Source organism: Bacillus sp. FDAARGOS_527 (assembly GCF_003812125.1).
Classification (GTDB): domain Bacteria; phylum Bacillota; class Bacilli; order Bacillales; family Bacillaceae_G; genus Bacillus_A; species Bacillus_A paranthracis.
On the sequence record NZ_CP033795.1, the window covers coordinates 4,494,951 to 4,511,688 of the forward strand.

Here is a 16,738-nt window from a genome sequence, read left to right on the forward strand (position 1 = left end):
TCCTCAGCAATCTAAAAAAACAACTTTATTATGTTTTATTTTTTACACCCAAAACACAATGATTATATAAGTATAATAATTTATCTATTTCCTACACACTTATGTTGTCCCTAAAAATATGCTAAATCCCTTATTTAAAAGAAAATTTCTATTCCTCTTACATAAAAAAGCAAAATAAAAGACCTTATATTTCTATAAGGTCTTCGAAACAGAAATTTGATTATAACATAAGGAACTCCTTGGTTCAAAAAGCTCCTTCCAAAAATAACCGAGGGTAAAGGCTTCCATTTGCTACGTAACAGTAGTTAAAAAAAATTATATTTTTACAGAAAATGCCCTATACTACAAACTATTTATGAAAAAAATTCGGCTTCAAAATTTCATTCGGATACGGTTTATGATAAATATGAGTGGTAGCTGGAGATAATGGCGGAATGAGCCACACCCAATTGCCCGTTACAACACGACCGGAAGCAGCTTCTTGCTTCTCAAATTGCTGAAATTGTTGCGCCGCAGTATGATGGTTAACAATACTGACTCCTTGTTTTTTAAAGGAATGTAAAACAGCCACGTTTAATTCAACTAATGCCTTATCTTTCCATAACGTACCGTTTCTTGATGTATCCAAATCCATCATTTCCGCAACTGCTGGAAGTAAATTATAGCGATCATGATCCGCTAAGTTACGTGCCCCAATCTCTGTTCCCATATACCATCCATTAAACGGAGCTGCTGTATAGGAAATACCGCCAATTTCTAAGCGCATATCTGAAATCATTGGAACCCCGTACCATTTTACTCCAAGTGACGAAATTGGGTATTCTGGGTGTTCAATTGGCACCTCTTTTACTTCTTCTTTCGGAATTTCTTTATATATCGGCGCTTTTCCATCTATAGAAAACACAAGTGGCAATACATCGAAATTCGTACCTTCTCCTTGCCAGCCAAGTTCTTGACAAAAATCTGTAAACACAGCGGAATGAGAGTCACCAATCACTCCCATTTCTGTTTTATATCCTGCATACCGAATCAATTGGTGATTATAAATTCGTATATTATTTTCTTCACCTTGATATTGCTTAAAAATTGTAATGGTCGGTTTCACTTTTCCGTCGTTCGTTGCATATTGAATATGATGAATTAATGCATTATATACACCTTCCTCATCATTTACTTCACGTGCATCTAATATGTGCATCTTACTCCAAAATAGTCTTCCGATACATCGATTACTATTGCGCCATGCCATTCGCGATCCGTGAACAAGTTCTTCAAATGTATGTTCATACGTCCCCGTCTTCTCTATTTCAACTCGAATTTCTTTCATGCGTTCTTCTATGAATTGTTCTTTATTAAGCTCTTTATAGCAAATCGTAATAAAATGACTCGCTTCCTCTATTAATTGCTTCGTTTTACTCATAAGCGATCTCCTTCTATTTCAACAAAACGTTACTACTTTACAGTATAAGCAAAAAGAATAAGAGTCACAAACGAAAGTCGAAGTGTTACTTTTATTGTACTATCTTTCAGAAAATTAAGAGATTACTATTGACTTTCATGAAAAATAAGTGTATTTTTTACTCAGGTAAATTATTTTTACCTAGACCAACTTTTAGAGAGAAAGGAGGAAATGTCATGTCTTCATTTCAATTGCCAAAGCTTTCATATGACTATGATGAACTAGAGCCATATATCGATAGCAATACACTTTCTATTCATCATGGAAAGCACCATGCGACATACGTAAATAATTTGAATGCCGCATTAGAAAACTATTCGGAATTACATAATAAATCTTTAGAAGAGTTACTATGTAATTTAGAAGCTTTACCAAAGGAAATTGTTACAGCTGTCAGAAATAACGGTGGTGGACATTATTGTCATAGTCTTTTTTGGGAAGTAATGAGCCCACGGGGTGGCGGCGAGCCTAATGGAGACGTTGCAAAAGTAATTGATTATTATTTCAATACCTTTGACAACTTAAAAGATCAACTGTCTAAAGCAGCAATTAGCCGTTTTGGAAGTGGTTATGGATGGCTTGTCCTTGATGGTGAAGAACTTACTGTAATGAGTACACCTAATCAAGATACACCTTTGCAAGAAGGCAAAATTCCATTACTTGTCATTGATGTATGGGAACATGCCTATTATTTAAAGTACCAAAATCGTCGCCCAGAATTTGTTACCAACTGGTGGCATACAGTGAACTGGGACCGGGTAAATGAAAAATATTTACAAGCAATTCAATCACAAAAACATTAGTCGTGCGTATAAGGTAAGTTTGGTAATGTAAAATTAGTATTGTCGAAATCCTCCAGAATCCCCCGGATTGCCACCGGGGGATTTATGATCATTTCATTGCATGTATGTAATAACGTAATACTTTTTCTATTTCTATTTTCAACCCTCGGAACGGGAATCCTAATTCATTAGCTTTTCCATTATGTAATGTACAATTAGTCAATTCATTATAAGGTGCTACATGATCTCCTACTTCTTGAATGAGTGATTTTATTCCCGTATTTTCTTCTATAAAATGAATAATTTCCCGAGTAGAAACTACCCCGTTGCTACAAGCATTAATTGGCCCTTCTATATCTTTCATCCCACACCAAGCTAAAAATCCCCCGGCTTCTTCTTCATGTATAAACGACAATTTTCCATCTAGATCATTCACTGCGACAGGTTCTTCTCTCACAATATGTTCAACGTAAAATTGTAACCTTTTCGTATAATCGTTTTCTCCAATAACAACCGGAAAACGAGCTGCAACAACTGGGAATGTTGCTTGTTGAAATACAACGGCTTCGGCTAATCTCTTTCCTTCACCATAATTGAAGTCATTCCTATCTCCATACGCAATTGCATACTCGTACGGATTGAAGTTCTCTTCTGATAAACTTAGTGTTGGTTCATAGACAGCCATTGAAGATGTCATAACGTATTTCTTCGTTTTCCCTCGTAACACTTCACATATTATCTTCGCTGCATTCGAGCTATAGCATAAATTATCGTATACAATATCATAACTTTTATCTGTTAGACGCTCTGTTAGTTGTTTTTCATCTTCTCTATCTACAATAAGTCTTTTTACTCTACTCCCAAAAAAATCTTCCGTAATTCCTCTCGTCGCAATCGTTACATCGTGCCCATCTTGCAAAAGTGCTTCTACTAAATGTTTACCAAAAAATCTAGTTCCCCCTAGCACCAATACTTTTTTCAACTTTATCATCCCCATTTCGATAAATTGTAAAATACTACCTCTCTATTATAAATGCTAACATATAAAAAGCATGGAATTCGTTTAACGATTCCATGCTTTTCTACAAAAAATATATTAACGTACTCGATATTTATAAATACAATAACAGAAGTATAAAATAGAAATTACAGATACATAAACCCATAATTCATATACGAATCCCTCTCCCCATACTCCCATAAAATAAAAGAGTGAAGGTAACGTCAATGTTACCCATGATTGTACGAAGGCAATCCTTCCAAGATATTGATTGATGTTCTTTTTTTGTGTATTTAATACAAAGAATAAATACCAAAGTAATGCCCACATAAACCACGTTAACGCATTCACAACATCATGGAATTGAACAAATGAAACAACCATATAGAATAAAGCAATAATTGCTACCCAAATGCAGAACCAACCTAAACCGCTACTATCCATTCCTTTTATAAAAGTAACACCTACATATAAATAGGTTAATCCGAATAAGAAAGTAGCTGCATATGAATATACCGTCCAATTACTTTGATCAGAAATCATGATTAAATAGAACGGAATAATAATTTGTAGTGCACCCACAAATAAATTAAAAACACCTGCACTTTTCATCTCTGCTTTTCCTAATATAACGAGACTATTTAAAAATAAAGCTGCACCCGAAAGTAATAATCCTACGTAACCCATATGTATTCGTGTGAAAGTCTTTCCCTTTCACACTTTTAACCTCCCCACAATATAAAGTAATTCTTTATTATTTTTCTTCCTATTTAAAACTACATACATAATTTTTAATCCAAATAGGTCAGACTTCCTACCTTGAAGAACACCAAATTTAAAACGCTTTCAATCATAAATAACCCTATCAGAACATTAATAGGATTCCTTGATTATAAACGTACTCTAACCATGACACAAGTATTGATGTTATTTTAAATATTACGTTTTTTATTTCTATAAAAGTTAATAGGATAATGCACTTTTTCTATCTTATTCTACTAATTTCTAACATGGAATATTATAAAATGAGCTAGTCAGTAATACATTCATCTTTATAAGATAATCGTATACTGACCTAAACTTTCATATTCAATATTGATAGTTTCTCATCCCTAATAATTGCTATTTATCATAAATATCATTCGGATTAATTGTAGGAATAAATCCATTTATAGAACTATATTTTTTAGATACGGTATTTGGAGTAACGGTAAACGTTACAATCTTATTACTTTGTTGTTTAAAATAGTGCATCCAATTTTGACTCCATTCATCTTTCGTAATAACTTGTTTATTGAAGTCCTCCCACAATACACCATGTATAAAATTCAAGGATGTATTTTTGATTGTGTCAAATCCCCAATTCTGTATAAGAAGCAAATCAGAATTAACACCTTTTATTTCTTTTAATAAATTTACATATGCTTCGCGAAATTTCCCTTGTGTAACTGGCTGATCATAAAAATAGTCGTCAATATCACCAGCGGTATCTAAAAACACACCGTCTATTCCTTTTCCAATAACTTGCTGTTTCACTTTATTTACAACAATCCGTCGGTAATGTTCATTAGCTAAATTCATAATATATGTATCCCACTGCTCAATCTTCATTTTCTTACCGTCTCGATAATAATAGTCTGATTCAACTACTTGCGATTTATGCCACGATTCTAATTCTAAAACACTAACATACCCAAGGACTACTGTTCCTGATTTTTTTAATTGCTGAACTTGCTCTTTCGAAAATGCATATGGCTCTATAATGACCATGTCATACTTTGAAAGTCCCTCAATTACTTGCTCATTTGCTTCACCATAATAAATTTTATAACTTCGTACATTTTTTAAAACTGGTTCCACGACATTTGCTTGGGTGGATGTACTTGAGGAAAAAATAAAAGAAAATATAGCTAAAAAGCATATGGAACGTTTCCACTCCATAATAATATTCCCCCCCTATAAAACTGTAATTTTTTATCATTTTAAATATTAATACAAGTATAGTAATACAATAACATTTTACATTTTTTCAAGCTCGATATTTAATAAAAATCCCAATAAATACAATACATTAACAAAAATTAGAATTTATTTCACTTGAATTTACTACATCTCTGTTGATAAAATGATTTGGGCTTTATATATTTTAAAATAATTCTTTTAAATTATGTATTTTATTTCAGTGTACTATTCCTCAAAATTAAATTTGCAAACGAAAGAAGGGATTTTTTATGCACTATAGACAATCTAATTTATTACAAAAAATGATTGAACCTACGATTCTCTTTATTGCTCTATTTTTTCTCTCAATACTAACTGATTTTCTAACACCAACGTATGAATACTTCTTACTCTTATTTATTACATTAATTATTTCTAGCCGGTATGGCATATCTATCGCCCTTTTCACCTTTCTAGAAGCAATGATTTATATTTTTGTAAGCGGTATATATAAGGAAGATGATATATTACTGTACTTTTATTCATTAGATTACTGGATTAATTGGATTTTCTTACTTGTTATTAGTTTATGTTGTGGACTAATGAGTACTGCACAAAAGGAACGGTATGAAGATGTACATATGATAAATAATGAGCTAAAAGCCGAAAATAAAGAATTAAAATATGTTGTGAAACAATTGGATGAAACACGTATTACACTACGTTCTCGTGTACTTGAATCAAATAATCACTTATCTAAAATGTATCATATGTTTAAAGCTTTAAATCATACACATCCTGAAATTGTACTCGATGAGGGGATAAATGTATTAAAAATGTATTTCGGAGCAAAAAAAATTGGTATCTATCACGTCGATAACAATAAACAATCACTTCGTATTAAATTAAGAGCAGAAACTGGTAAAAACACCTTACCTCAATCCATTTTTGTTAAAAATGCTTCGCTAGTCATCAAAAATGCTCTAGCACATAATCGACCTTTTTTCCGTACAGAAGAGGATTTTCAAGACGCTCCACTTTTAGTTGGTCCCGTCCTATTCCAAGATGATGTACAATATGTCATTATATTAGACGAAATTGAATTTTCAAAAGTAACTTCTGAGCAATTCGAACTTTTCACATGGTATTTACGCTGGATGGGTGATCGTTTACAAAACGCTTCTAATCTTTGGCTATCAAGTCAAGAGGATCGTACATTCCCTAAAACGAGCATTTATTATGAAGATGAATTTGAACATTTACTAAAAATAGAAAAGAAACGTTACGAAACATTATCTTATCCATATTCCTATTTTGAATTTACTGTTCCACAAGATTCCTTAGAAATGATAAATTCTATTTTAAAAGATCATTTGCGTGATATTGATATATTCGGTTATAGCACGACCGAACAAAAAGTTATGATTCTATTACCTGGCACTGAAGAAAAATTTTTATTACCAGTCAAAACTCGTATACAAAACGCTCTTTCTTCTAAAGGAGTGGTATTCTAATGATTTTACTCCTTCTTTACTTTATTTATGCTATTTTGGTTTTTCTTTTATTTCGATTTACGAAAGGTTTGATTACTGAAGATAAGAAAGGAATTATTGAGTTTTGCTTGATTATCTCTCTCCTTTTCCCGCTTGTCGGACTTATTGTATCAGCAATCATGTTATTACTGAATATAAGACGCTCCAAGACCGAGTGGTTACAGCAATACTCTGAGTATGTTTCCTTTCAAGTTGATCATTATGAAGATATTTTGGCATCAGCAAAACAAGATATGGACCTAATTTCATTTTCTTCTGGATTAGAACTAGATAAGCCTGAATTACATAAACAACTCATTGTACAGTTAAGCTCCTCCCCTATTTCCAATGAAGGAGGCTTATTGAAAGAAGCCATTCACCATAAAGATCCTGAAACTGTACATTACGCAGCAACTACTATTAATTTACTAAATGAACGGTACGAAAAACAGATCGAATACTTAAATAAGCAATTTCTACAAAATCCACAAAATGAAATTGCAAAAGAATTGGTTTCTAACTATTTAAGATATGTAGACAGTGGTCTTCTTTCTAATCAGCAAAAGGAAAAAATAATCGCCGAATTTATGAATTTTATTACACAAAGTGTAGAACTATTCCCTACCGAACCTCTTTATCCTTTCCACCTTGGAAATCTGTTTCTACATACAAAACAATATGCAAAGTCTGAAGAACAATTTTTAAATCTTATTCATTTCTATCCTGAATCATATTACGGTTACGTTGGGTTACTTGAAATATATTATGAGCAAAAGTTATGGGACGAGCTCTATAACTTAATCAATAATCTAGCAGCTGCAAAAAGAGTTCATATACTACCGCGTAAATATCAATTATTTGTAAGGCAGTTTGGAGGCACACACATTGAAAAAGGGGATTAATATATATATCGGAATTGTTAGTATCATTTTATTTCTCTTAATTATATCCATCCTTATATATCGAACAGAAAATTTCTATCAAAAGTTTTCTGTTCCTAAAACTAAAGAAACAGATACTGTTAAAACACTCAAAGCAAAAGATGTAGCCCAAAATGGACAAAAAATGCAATTATACGTTTTAAAAACGGATAATACATTAGGGCAACAAGTCGAATTTAATACGAAAAAGGCAATGGATTACGCACACCTACACTATAAAAATATTACAGCTAATGAAATTAAGGGACTTACTCCCTCTCCCTATACAGGAATTATTATTACAGGTGAAATAATGGCGCAACTTCCACAAGCCGATATTCAAAATTTTGTACAAATGGGCGGAAGGATTATTATCGCAAACCGACTTGATTCAGATTCTTCCTGGAACACATTATTTGGTATTACAAAAAAAGAAGGCTTCAAAGATGTGAAGGGATTAACCTTTGAAGAAGTTTTATTCCCTGGTTATCCTGATCTCTCAAGTTCTTCTCCATTGTTCACTCATAGCTCAATGAATATTACGCTAGATGAGAATACAACTAATACTTGGATTACTGCAGAAGATACTCCCATCCTTTGGACCAATGACTACGGTGAAGGAAAAGTCTTATATTGGAATACAACAGCATTGAACGATAAATTAGGTAGAGGTATGTTCGTTCAATCACTGGGTACTATTTTCCCGACTTTCGCTACAGTACAACTTGGAGCGGAGATTATGTATATCGATGACTTCCCATCTCCAATTCCAAGTGGAGAACTAAAAAACTTAACAACAGAAAAAATTTCTGTTGAAGAATTTTATAAAAAACATTGGTGGAAAAATATGAAGGATATCTCTGAAGAGCTTGATATTAAATATACAGGGGTTGCAATTGGGACATATCAAAATAAAGTAACGCCACCCTTTGAAAATTTTACAGGTAAAAATAGAAATACCTATTTATTATTTGGGAGAGAATTATTAAGTCACGGTGGAGAAATCGGTATTCATGGCTATAACCATCAACCTTTATTATTACCACCAGACCCAGTAGATAAAGCACTTGAATATGTTCCATGGAATTCAAAAGAGGACATGGAGAGATCCTTAGATGCTTTACAAAGACTCGTGTATAACTTCTTTCCAAACGAAAAGCTAAAAACCTATGTACCACCATCCAATATTATAAATACAACTGGATTAAGTGCATTAAACGACGCGGTCCCAACTATGGAAACAGTTGCTTCTCTATATGTGGGAAGTAAAAGTAACGGCAGTTTAATTCAAGAATTTGGACCAGACGAGCACAACAAAAATATTTATCACTTCCCACGTATTACGAGTGGCTATGCTATTTCAGATGAAGAACAATTTATTTTAGCTGATGTTACTGCAAATTTAGGGGTTATCTCACATTTCGTCCATCCAGATGATATCCTTGATGAAAAACGTTCGGGTAATTTAACGTGGGAAGAATTATTTAAAGCTTATAAAACGACAATTAAAGAAATACGAGAAAGATATCCTTATATAAAAAGTATGACACAAAGTGAAGCAACTGCTTCCATGAAAATTTATCAAACCGGTGATTTAGCTGTTTCTTATGAAGATGATGCTGTTCACATTGCATATAAAGGATTACCAAACCACACTGCAACGATTATACGTGTGGAAGAAGGGAAAAAATTGAAAACCGGTTCATTCCCATACGGCACAGTTACAAAGCTAGATTCACAAATTTATAGCGTTATATTAAAACAAGCTAACGCTACAATTCCAATTAAAGGGGTATAGCAGATGAGAATAGGTTTAGTCGTTGAAGGAAGTTATCCTTTTGTCAGTGGCGGAGTAGCAAGTTGGGTACAAATGATTATCCAACAATTTAAAGAACATGAATTCACCATTTTTGCGATCGTACCACAAATAAAAACAGAAGAGGAATATCAATATGAAATTCCTAACAATGTAAAAGATATCATTATGATTCCCTTACAATCAGAAAGTGACTCAAACCATATAAAAACCAATTTAACGACTGATGAAGTACAAACACTTCAAAAATGGTTTACATTCCAAGCTAACGACACAGAAGCATTACAAATATTAGGGAACAAGCAAAAGCTAGGAACACTACATTCCTTCTTCGAAAGTCGTGAATTTTATGAAATAGTGAAAGAAAGCTATTTGTATGAAGAAAGTAGTGGTTCTTTCTTAAATTACTTTTGGATGTGGAGATCTATGTTCACACCAATCATTCAAATTTTACAAATTGATTTTCCTGAATTAGATCTTATCCATTCTGTATCTACAGGCTATGGTGGGCTTCTTGGAGCTGCAATTAGTGCCAAATCTGACATACCATTTATTCTAACAGAGCATGGTATTTATTCTCGGGAACGTGAAGAGGAAATACTCCAATCAACTTGGATACCAATCGAATACAAAAAAAGATGGGTTTCTTTCTTCCATCATTTATCTCACCAAGCATATGAACAAGCTACTGATGTGATTACGTTATTCGGACGGAATAGTGCATATCAAAAAGAACTAGGAGCTCCGGCCCATAAACTAAAAATTGTTCCAAATGGTGTTACTTTATCTGATTATAAAGGGCTACGTAAGCCAAAACATAATTCAGATAAACTCATTATTTCTGCTATTATACGAGTTGTGCCAATTAAAGACGTAAAAACAATGATTTATGCAGCTAAATTATTATTAGAAAAAGATATTCCGTTTATCTTCTACTTATTAGGTCCTGATACAGAAGAACCAGAGTATGCCCAAGAATGTCGTGATTTAATTCAGCAACTTGGATTAAAAGAACATGTAATAATGACTGGCAGAGTAAACATTAAAGATTACTTAAAACAAACGGATATTCTCGTATTAACTAGCATATCTGAAGGGCAACCACTAGCTATGTTAGAAGGAATGGCATCGGGATTACCATGGGTTGTTACAGACGTTGGTTCTTGTAAGGAGTTAATTTATGGACAAGATGAAGATCCTTACGGCCAATGTGGCTTTGTTGTACCACCTGTATCTCCTGAACAAGTTGCCACCCACTTAGAATGGTATTATCGCCACCCTGAATCCATTCAACAATTCGGAAACAATGGGCGTAATCGTATTGAAGCATATTATCAATTATCAGGTGTTGTTGATAGTTATCGTAAGCTTTATTTAGAAAGGGGTGCGAAAACATGGCAGGTATAGGATTTCGATTACAAAAATTATTTCAGGAAGACTACTATTCTTCAAGGGTAAAAGCTTATGGATTTTCGTTATTTGTTACAGCTGGTCCTTGGTTAGTCGTTATTTTAGCAGTAACAACTATTAGATTCATTTTGAGTTTATTTCATTCTATTTCAATTGAAGAACAGCGTCTTTTCACTATTTCAATTTCATATTGCTTTATTTTTTCTCAAATTATTTACGGAGCATTGCAGCTCATTGTAACTAGATATGTAGCTGACCTTTTATACGAACAAAAAGCTGATAAAGTATTTTCTTCATTTTTAGGAATGACGAAGATCACACTTTTTTTAGCTATTATGTTATGGCTTTTGTTTGCATTTTTCACACCGTTAGCTTTATATTATAAAATCGTGATGCTATTTTTATTTTTAGCTTTAAATATCATCTGGATTCAGTCCATTTATTTAACAGCAGCTAAAGATTATCAATCAATTGCACTGGCATTTTTAATCGGATCCATTTTTTCCCTATTAGGAATTATCCTAGTAGCTTACTGGCACCCTACACTTGGGTTAGAACATGGATCTGCCCTATTGCTTTTAATTTCTTTTACACTCGGTACTTTCATTACACTAGTATGGTTAAGTATCGTTATTGTACGAATGTTTCCAAATAGCGATGCTACTGAACAATTTACCTTTCTTTCTTATTTAGATAAATATCCAGAGTTATTTTGGTCAAGCCTATTTTACAATGTGGGTATTTGGGTATGTAATTTTGTTATTTGGTTTGGAGACGGTCGGGGAAATATTGAAAACACATTTATTTATCATCAAATTTATGATACTGCTGTTTTCTGGGCGTATTTAAGTATTATCCCAACCTATATTTTCTTTGTAGTATCCATTGAAACCAGGTTTTATGAAAGATATAAAAAGTTCTTCGGTTCGGTAAACAATGGCGGAACATTACATACGCTTTTACAATTAAAAGATTCCATGAACTTTGTCTTAAAGCAGGAAATGGAACGTATACTTCGTAATCAAGGTATTTTTTCCTTACTTATTATTTTTATAATATGGATGTTTAGTTCGCAATCTGGAAACACAACACTTAATTACTCTATTCTGCAACTAACTATAGTTGGTGCTTATGCAAATGGAATGGTGCTCGTTATTACATTACTACTCCTATACTTTGAGGATCGTAAAGGGGCATTTCGAACATCAGCTATTTTCTTTTTTGCAAACCTGTTATTAAGCCTTCTCTTGCTTCCATTTGGATTCAATGGTTACGGCATTAGTTTCGCAGTTGGATCTTCTATTACATTCCTATATGCTATTTCTAGACTCTTTACTTACATTAAAGATATTGATTATTATACATTTTGCCAGTCAAATATTCTTATAAAACAGCGGAACTTTTTTACCAAATTAGCTAATAAACTTAACGGGAAATAAATACAAAAATGACCTTTGCTCATGCAAAGGTCATTTTTTGTATCTACATATTAAACTTCCAAATAGCCATTTTTATTATTTGATTGCCATCTCCAAGAATCTGCACACATTTCTTCTAATCCACGTTTTGCTTCCCATCCTAGTTCACGTTTTGCCTTTGATGCATCTGCAAAACATATTGCCACATCGCCAGGACGACGCTCTGTAATTTTATAAGGAACTTTTTTTCCTGAAACCCTTTCAAATGCTTCAACCATCTCAAGTACACTATACCCTGTACCTGTGCCCAAATTATAAGCATCTACTCCTGTTGTATTCAGTACTTTCTCTAGCGCTTTTACGTGACCTTTTGCTAAGTCTACAACATGTATGTAGTCACGGATGCCTGTTCCATCTTTCGTTGGGTAGTCATTTCCAAATACACTTAATTCTTTTAGCTTACCTACTGCCACTTGTGTGACATATGGCATTAAGTTATTTGGAATTCCATTTGGATCCTCTCCAATACGTCCACTTTCATGTGCACCAAATGGGTTGAAATAGCGAAGTAACGCGATACTCCATTCTCTATCTGCAAATGCTACATCACGCATAATTTGCTCAATCATTAATTTCGTTTGACCATATGGATTTGTTGCACTTAATGGAAACTCCTCTGTAATCGGTGACGTTTCCGGGATACCATATACAGTTGCGGATGAACTAAAAATCATCTTCTTTACATTATGTTTCTGCATTACTTCACATAGCACTAAAGTGCTCGTAATGTTGTTATGATAATATGTTAATGGAATTGCTACTGATTCCCCTACAGCTTTAAATCCTGCAAAGTGAATAACTGCTTCGATTGCATTTTCTTCAAAAATTGCGTCAAGTGCTTCTTGATTTAAAACATCTTCTTTATAAAACTTAAATTTTTTTCCTGTTATTTCTTTCACTCGATTTATAGATTCTATCGAGCTATTCGAAAGATTATCAACTACTATAATTTCATAACCGCTATTTAGTAATTCTACACATGTATGACTACCAATATACCCCGCTCCACCTGTTACAAGTATTGCCATAATTATAGTCCTCCATATTTCATTCATTATAAACTTCTCAAAGTATATCACATATTTCTTATCCTATGTTTAATATGCGAACACAGAAACTTACATTTTATCCCATAATAATTTTATAACATATACGATTCCAATCAAGTAATAAGAAAAACGCCACATAATTTTTGTTATGTGGCGTTTTTCTTATTAAATTACGTAACAATATACACTTAGAAAATGTGCAAGACTACCTAATAATACAAAAACGTGAAAAATCTCATGATGTCCCATATATTTAAACTCTAGCCATTTTGGCTTTGTTCCATAAATAAATCCACCAATTGTATAAAAAATGCCCCCAAGTACTAAGAAAACAATGCCTCCTGTACTTAAATTCTCAGCTAACGGTGCAAAGAATAAAACAATTAACCAACCCATCGTAATATAAATTGCTGTCGATAACCATCTTGGACAATTAAACCAAAACATTTTAAACACAATACCACAAATCGCAGTTGCATAGACTAAACAAAATAATAGCAAACCACTTGCTGAATTTAATGTAATTAAGCAAAAGGGTGCATATGTACCTGCAATTAATATAAAAATCATAGAATGATCTAGCTTCCTAAAGAAGTAAATAACACGTTCATTGGCCACAACACTATGATATACAGCTGATGCCGTATAAAGGACCATCATTCCAATCCCAAACAAAATAACAGCTGTAATTGCAGCAAATGATGGCATCTTGATAGAAACTTTCACAAGCATAGCTAATAAGGCAATAAATGATAATATCGCTCCACCTAAGTGAGTAAATGCATTAACTGGTTCCCTTACGTAAGTATTCATAATAACACCCCTCATATAATTACATGTAGTTTTAATAACTACGTGTAATTATATACACATTTCTTTTTAAGGTCAACATTTACAATTTATTTGTTTCGTAATACCATATTTAAGGATGTATTAGACATTAAGTTCCACTAAGTTATAAAAGTGAGGGATTCTACGTGGAAAATATAAATGAATTACTTGAGACATTGCATTTAGAAAAAAATATTAAACTTGAGGATATTCCAAATGTGGACTTATATGTAGATCAAGTTGTCCAACTATTTGAGAATACTTATGCAGATACAACGAGAACTGATGATGAAAAAGTATTAACAAAAACGATGATTAATAATTACGCAAAAGGGAAACTATTCATCCCTATCAAAAATAAAAAGTATTCAAAAGAGCATATGATTTTAATTAGCTTAATTTATCAATTAAAAGGTGCTCTTTCCATTAACGACATAAAAAGTTCATTAGAAACTATAAATGACTCCTTATTAAATGATGATTCATTCGAATTAAATACGTTATACAAAAATTATCTTGCTCTTACTGAAAGCAATGTTGAAAGCTTTAAACAAGACGTAAATAACCGTGTTACAGAAGTAAATGAAATTTCTTCCTTAGAAGACACAAAGCTAGAAAAATTTCTACTACTAACATCCTTCGTGACTATGAGTAATATGTATAGACGTTTAGCGGAGCAACTAGTGGATGATTTAAAAGAATCATAAATAAAAAACTATCCACCTATTAAAGTGGATAGTTTTTATTTACTTAATTGCTTCATGAACTTTTAGTTGTTTCCCTTTAATCGTTGTAGTCTTCATGACTTTCAAGACAAGTGGTCCTTTTCCATTTAATATTTCAACGTAAGAAACATTATCTTGTATCGTAATAATGCCTATATCTTCTGCTGTAACACCTTTAATTTTAGCAATTGTACCGACGAAATCTACCGCCCTAATTTTCTTTTTCTTCCCGCCATTAAAGTACAGCTTCATAATGCCTTTGTTGATGTCTGCATTTTTATCTTTCTTTATAATTGGTTTAGCATGTATCTTTTCTTCAAATGCAGCTTTCCCTTTCATAACTTCTTCTTTTGAAGGTCCAATTGCCTTTGGAATTTCAAAGCCAATATACTCCTCAATTTCTTCTAAAAATCTATTTTCATATGGTGTTATAAATGTAATAGCTTTTCCACTATTTCCAGCTCGTCCCGTTCTTCCAGTACGATGTACATAGCTTTCTTTTTCAAGTGGAATATCATAATTAATAACATGTGTAATATTATCAATATCAATTCCCCTCGCAGCCACGTCTGTTGCTACTAAATAACGAAATTTTCCTTTTCTAAAATCATCCATGACTTCAAAACGATCTTCTTGTACCATACCACCATGTATTTTGTCACAAGGATAGTTAGCTCGTTTTAATTGTCTATATACATGATCTACATTTTCTTGTGTACGGCAGAAAATAATACAGCTATCAGGATTCTCAATCGTTGTTACATCTTTAAGTAGTGAAAGCTTCTCGTCTTCTATCGCCTCAAAAAGAGTATGTTCAATTTTATCCGTCGTAATCCCAGCCGCTTTAATTTCAATATGAGTTGGTGCATTCATATATGTACGTGATAACCTTTCAACATCTTCCGGTAAAGTTGCTGAAAATAGCATTGTCATTCTATTTGTAGGTAATTCATCAATAATTGCCTCTACTTGATCGATAAAGCCCATGTTTAGCATTTCATCCGCTTCATCAATCACTAAATATTTTAATCGCTCTAAAGAAAGGGTCCCTTTTTCAATATGATCCAATACACGCCCTGGAGTCCCTACTACAATATGCGTCTTTTGCTTTAACTCTAATTTTTGACGTGCAAATGGGGATTTACCATAAATTGCGGCGGCTTTAATTCTTTTGAATCGCCCTATATTTGTAATATCTTCTTTCACCTGTACCGCAAGCTCTCTCGTTGGTGTTAAAACTAATGCTTGTGGTTTATTCTCTTCCCACTCCACCATTTCACAAAGTGGAATACCAAATGAAGCTGTTTTTCCACTTCCCGTCTGGGACTTCACAACAAGATCCTTCTTTTGTAATGCGACTGGAATAACCTCACCTTGTACTTCTGTTGGATGATCATACCCTAACCCCGTAAGTGCCCTTACAATTTCTTTACTTAATTTATACTCAAAAAAACCTTTTTTACTCATATATTAACCTCATTTTATTCTGTATTATTTTCTTTTTTATCTTTTGTATACGTTACTATCGCCCTACTTATTATACTTGAAACCTCACATAAAAAGATGGATTATGCCAGATTCATCTTTTTACATAGAAATAAACCTTAGCATTTCATATATTGTTCAACTACTTGATAACATCTTTTGCTCGTATTGTTAGCATTAACCTTTTCATAGAATCCTACATCCACTCCAAAAAATAAAAAGAATACATACACCCTTGTATAATTATCTTAATTTTTCAACCCTTTTTTATAAACGAACAATACAAACAAAAAAACGTTTTAAATTCGTT

The 16,738-nt window shown here is 32.9% G+C and carries 14 protein-coding genes; 7 read left to right on the forward strand and 7 right to left on the reverse strand.

All coding sequences use genetic code 11. From position 1 onward, the window contains the following. Positions 1 to 349 precede the first annotated feature (349 nt). The gene (locus EGX95_RS26050; protein WP_123805780.1) at positions 350 to 1,420 is read right to left on the reverse strand and encodes a nitric oxide synthase oxygenase; all 1,071 of its coding nucleotides are present in this window, start codon (positions 1,418 to 1,420) and stop codon (positions 350 to 352) included. Positions 1,421 to 1,635: 215 nt separating this feature from the next. Here EGX95_RS26050 and sodA point away from each other — a divergent pair, with 215 nt between their 5' ends. Further along, complete coding sequence (gene sodA / locus EGX95_RS26060) at positions 1,636 to 2,262, forward strand: superoxide dismutase [Mn] (protein WP_000094046.1); 627 nt, start codon at positions 1,636 to 1,638, stop codon at positions 2,260 to 2,262. Positions 2,263 to 2,350: 88 nt separating this feature from the next. Here the strand turns inward: sodA and EGX95_RS26065 are convergent, their stop codons facing one another. The 3 genes from EGX95_RS26065 to EGX95_RS26075 all read right to left on the reverse strand — a co-directional run bounded on the left by EGX95_RS26065 (position 2,351) and on the right by EGX95_RS26075 (position 5,182). Next, positions 2,351 to 3,232 carry an NAD-dependent epimerase/dehydratase family protein gene (locus tag EGX95_RS26065; RefSeq protein ID WP_012644745.1) on the reverse strand — a complete coding sequence of 294 codons (882 nt, stop codon included), beginning with the start codon at positions 3,230 to 3,232 and terminating at the stop codon, positions 2,351 to 2,353. A 105-nt stretch (positions 3,233 to 3,337) separates the two neighbouring features. Continuing rightward, on the reverse strand, positions 3,338 to 3,928 hold the full coding sequence (locus EGX95_RS26070) for an AmiS/UreI family transporter (protein ID WP_000542569.1): 591 nt from the start codon (positions 3,926 to 3,928) through the stop codon (positions 3,338 to 3,340). A gap of 435 nt (positions 3,929 to 4,363) precedes the next feature. Further along, positions 4,364 to 5,182: an endo alpha-1,4 polygalactosaminidase gene (locus EGX95_RS26075; protein WP_000454998.1), complete on the reverse strand. Its 819-nt coding sequence runs from the start codon at positions 5,180 to 5,182 to the stop codon at positions 4,364 to 4,366. Between the two features lie 290 nt (positions 5,183 to 5,472). Between EGX95_RS26075 and EGX95_RS26080 the strand changes: the two genes are divergently transcribed. The 5 genes from EGX95_RS26080 to pelG are packed head-to-tail and all read left to right on the forward strand — an operon-like array spanning position 5,473 to position 12,299. After that, complete coding sequence (locus EGX95_RS26080) at positions 5,473 to 6,696, forward strand: GAF domain-containing protein (protein ID WP_000559346.1); 1,224 nt, start codon at positions 5,473 to 5,475, stop codon at positions 6,694 to 6,696. Continuing rightward, complete coding sequence (locus EGX95_RS26085) at positions 6,696 to 7,616, forward strand: tetratricopeptide repeat protein (RefSeq protein WP_000601987.1); 921 nt, start codon at positions 6,696 to 6,698, stop codon at positions 7,614 to 7,616. The genes EGX95_RS26080 and EGX95_RS26085 overlap by 1 nt, the downstream gene beginning before the upstream one ends. Next, the gene (locus EGX95_RS26090) at positions 7,600 to 9,432 is read left to right on the forward strand and encodes a DUF2194 domain-containing protein (protein WP_000715314.1); all 1,833 of its coding nucleotides are present in this window, start codon (positions 7,600 to 7,602) and stop codon (positions 9,430 to 9,432) included. The genes EGX95_RS26085 and EGX95_RS26090 overlap by 17 nt, the downstream gene beginning before the upstream one ends. 3 nt (positions 9,433 to 9,435) lie before the next feature. Beyond that, positions 9,436 to 10,857 carry a GT4 family glycosyltransferase PelF gene (pelF, locus tag EGX95_RS26095; protein ID WP_001219503.1) on the forward strand — a complete coding sequence of 474 codons (1,422 nt, stop codon included), beginning with the start codon at positions 9,436 to 9,438 and terminating at the stop codon, positions 10,855 to 10,857. Continuing rightward, positions 10,845 to 12,299 (forward strand): exopolysaccharide Pel transporter PelG, encoded by a 1,455-nt coding sequence (pelG, locus tag EGX95_RS26100; RefSeq protein ID WP_063246657.1) that lies wholly within the window; start codon positions 10,845 to 10,847, stop codon positions 12,297 to 12,299. Before pelF ends, pelG begins: the two co-directional genes overlap by 13 nt. A gap of 50 nt (positions 12,300 to 12,349) precedes the next feature. On the opposite strand, the gene galE is transcribed toward pelG, so the two are convergent. Together galE and trhA are read right to left on the reverse strand one after the other, a co-directional pair. Next, a complete protein-coding gene (galE, locus tag EGX95_RS26105; protein ID WP_000996530.1) occupies positions 12,350 to 13,366 on the reverse strand; it encodes a UDP-glucose 4-epimerase GalE in 1,017 nt (338 codons plus the stop codon). Between the two features lie 186 nt (positions 13,367 to 13,552). Further along, complete coding sequence (gene trhA, locus EGX95_RS26110; protein WP_001099729.1) at positions 13,553 to 14,200, reverse strand: PAQR family membrane homeostasis protein TrhA; 648 nt, start codon at positions 14,198 to 14,200, stop codon at positions 13,553 to 13,555. A gap of 164 nt (positions 14,201 to 14,364) precedes the next feature. Between trhA and EGX95_RS26115 the strand changes: the two genes are divergently transcribed. Further along, positions 14,365 to 14,925, forward strand: a complete 561-nt coding sequence (locus EGX95_RS26115) for a DUF1836 domain-containing protein (RefSeq protein WP_000427879.1) — start codon at positions 14,365 to 14,367, stop codon at positions 14,923 to 14,925. Between the two features lie 39 nt (positions 14,926 to 14,964). On the opposite strand, the gene dbpA is transcribed toward EGX95_RS26115, so the two are convergent. After that, positions 14,965 to 16,410 carry an ATP-dependent RNA helicase DbpA gene (gene dbpA, locus EGX95_RS26120; RefSeq protein WP_000037423.1) on the reverse strand — a complete coding sequence of 482 codons (1,446 nt, stop codon included), beginning with the start codon at positions 16,408 to 16,410 and terminating at the stop codon, positions 14,965 to 14,967. Positions 16,411 to 16,738 lie beyond the last annotated feature (328 nt).